This is a genomic window from Okeania sp., assembly GCF_983059655.1.
On the sequence record NZ_CEZPJD010000910.1, the window covers coordinates 1 to 2,938 of the forward strand.

The 2,938-nt window shown below is 35.7% G+C and carries 3 protein-coding genes; 2 read left to right on the top strand and 1 reads right to left on the bottom strand.

Features of this window, described 5'->3' with window-relative positions; all coding sequences use genetic code 11:
* The first annotated feature begins 156 nt into the window (after window positions 1–156).
* Window positions 157–1,419: a SufS family cysteine desulfurase gene (locus AC3DU7_RS30050; protein ID WP_488042902.1), complete on the top strand. Its 1,263-nt coding sequence runs from the start codon at window positions 157–159 to the stop codon at window positions 1,417–1,419.
* 433 nt (window positions 1,420–1,852) lie between these two features.
* Entirely contained in the window at window positions 1,853–2,230 is a 378-nt protein-coding gene (locus AC3DU7_RS30055; RefSeq protein ID WP_488042903.1) for a DUF4177 domain-containing protein, read from the top strand.
* A gap of 487 nt (window positions 2,231–2,717) precedes the next feature.
* Here the strand turns inward: AC3DU7_RS30055 and AC3DU7_RS30060 are convergent.
* Window positions 2,718–2,938, bottom strand: a 221-nt coding sequence (locus tag AC3DU7_RS30060; RefSeq protein WP_488042904.1) for a hypothetical protein, incomplete at its 5' end; no start/stop codon positions are given.

Here is a 2,938-nt window from a genome sequence, read left to right on the forward strand (position 1 = left end):
CCTGTTGCCTGTTGCCTGTTGCCTGTTGCCTGCGCACAGCGCTATATCTAATAGATGAGGAACATCAGCAAAAGTAGACCTTTGATTTTTCAATTCCTCCTACTTCAAGTCAACGGACTTAAAATTAGTTAAAAGAAAATCTTACTTGAAAAAAAAATGACTATTATTCAAGAAAAAACATTAGGTGAAAAAGTACGGGAAGATTTTCCGATTTTAAATCAGGAAATAAATGGTAAACCACTAGTTTATTTAGATAATGCTGCTACTTCCCAAAAACCCTTAGCAGTTATTAATGCTTGGCAAGAATATTACCTCAAATATAATTCTAATGTACACCGAGGTATTCACACCTTAAGCTCAAAAGCAACAGATGCTTATGAAGGAACAAGAGATAAAGTAGCTGCTTTTGTAAATGCAGCATCTCGGAATGAAATTGTTTATACTCGAAATGCTAGTGAAGCAATTAATTTAGTCGCCTATTCTTGGGGTTTAAATAATCTCAAACCCGGAGATGAAATTATTGTCTCAGTTATGGAACATCATAGTAATTTTGTTCCCTGGCAAATGATTGCTCAAAAAACTGGAGCAGTTTTAAAATTTGTTGAGTTGACAGAGACCGGAGAATTTAATTTTGAGCAATATAAAACTCTAGTTTCAGATAAAACAAAATTAGTAGCAGTTGCCCATATTTCTAATGTTATAGGCTGTCAAAATCCAGTGCAAGAAATCTGCACTACTGCTCATCAAAATGGAGCAAAAGTATTAATAGATGCTTGCCAAAGTGTTCCTCATATCGCAGTAGATGTACGGGAAATAGATTGTGATTGGTTAGTAGCTTCCGGTCATAAAATGTGCGCTCCTACTGGTATTGGTTTTCTCTATGGAAAATTAGAATTATTAGAAGAAATGCCCCCATTCTTAGGAGGAGGCGAAATGATTTCCGAAGTATTTTTTGACCATTCCACCTATGCCGAATTACCCCATAAATTTGAGGCAGGAACACCAGCTATTGGAGAAGCGATCGCTCTTGGTGCAGCAGTAGATTATTTGACAAATATAGGTATGGATAAAATCCATAATTATGAAGCAGAATTAACTACTTATTTATTTGAAAGATTGAACCAAATTCCTGAAGTTACTATTTATGGACCTCAACCAAATGAAAATGGTGAAAGTAGGGCAGCATTAGCATCTTTTACTGTAGAAAATCTTCATCCCAACGATCTATCAACAATTTTAGATGAAGCAGGTGTAGCAATTCGCTCAGGTCATCATTGTGCTCAACCTTTACACAAATATTTGAATATTTCATCCACAGCTAGAGCAAGTTTATCTTTTTATAATACCCGTGATGATATTGATGCTTTTATTGTTGCTTTGAAAGAAACAATAGAGTTTTTTAGCAATATTATGGGTTGAGAGAGGAGTAATTTCAGTTATCAGTTATCAGTTATCAGTTATCAGTACCTCTAGTTAAAGTCAGAGGTTTAAAATATTGAACTTGATTTTTTTTCATCCCCTTGTAGTAGCGATAGCTCGCGATGCAGACAAGGGGAAGCTATTGACCTTATTTTTTTGTCAGGAGTCAGGAGGGAAGAAAAGGGGGTTTTAAGGTGTAGAAAGTTTTTTTGTCACGCTCTTATCCGGACATAATATAATTCGGTATAAAAAAATGGGCAGTCTTGCAACCGTAATGCTATTGATTGAACTGAGGACAAATTACCTCAGCTCCAATTAAAAGAACGAGGATGTATTTTGCTTTCTTTCGTACTCACAGTTTTTTCCACTCCCCTACTCCCCTACTCCCCTACTCCCCTACTCCTTCTTCCTTCTTCAACTAAGAGAAATCATTATGAGAGACTGGAATCTAAATAAACTTATAGTTATTAACTTAATTGTTTTGAATATTGCAATTATTTTTCTAGCGGTGGCGTTAATTTTTTCGCCTAATAAAACTTTCGCAACTTCTATTCCTGAAAATACACTTAAAATAGAACAAAAAATTGAGGCAATCGAGTCAGAAAAGTTAAGTCAAGGTAGAGGTAGAAAATATGAATATAAGGTTGAATATCAATTTGGTTTTCCTCAAAGTAATGAAGAAAGAGACCGCTATACACAAGCTTTAAATGATGCGGGTAAAGATGGATGGGAATTAAGTCAAACTGATGTGGTTTTTAATCCTTCTAGTGGGCGAGGATTATATATTCTGATATTTAAAAAAGATAAATAGTTGAAGAAGGAAGATGGAAGAAGGAAGGAATGATTATTTAGGGTTTGCTGAAAAAGTCTTTTTTAAGGAGTGGGGGAGTAGGGGAGTAGGGGAGTCGAGGAACAAGAAAGTAATTTTTTTTGCCCAACGATGTGCCTAAAATGGTAACTTTTTGAGAATTAAGAGCTGAAAAACAAGTACTTTTTCCATACCTAAAAATGCTAAAAGCTCTATCTGTAAAAGCTTTTAGATTTATTCAGCAAGCCCTATTTATAAGTTATATCAAGTCTCATTAATTAGCCATAATAAAAATCTTTTCTCTGATAAATTTCTCCCTGTTCCCTAAAGCAATAAAACCTTGTACTTCATCTACTCGATAACTGCTGTAATTAATCCTATTTTTGGGGTGCATCTCATATTTGCAAAAATACTTTTTTCCTATATATTCCCTATTCCCTGTTACCGAATAATTAATAATTAAATAGTTCGCACCTTGAAGCCTCCCCTTTTAAGGGAAAAAAAGCGGTCGAGGGATGGCGTTTTGCTCCGCAACATATAAAGCGGAGCGGCTCTGACAAGAGCGGGTTTCTGTTCCCTCCGGGACGCTTTCCTGACGGAATGCTATCGCAAACGCGGTTAGCAAAGCTTTGCGGTAGCAAACGCCATATCCATGAGACCAAGAGAAGAAATAATATTTCCTTATATTCAATTCCGTAACGGTTAAAACCC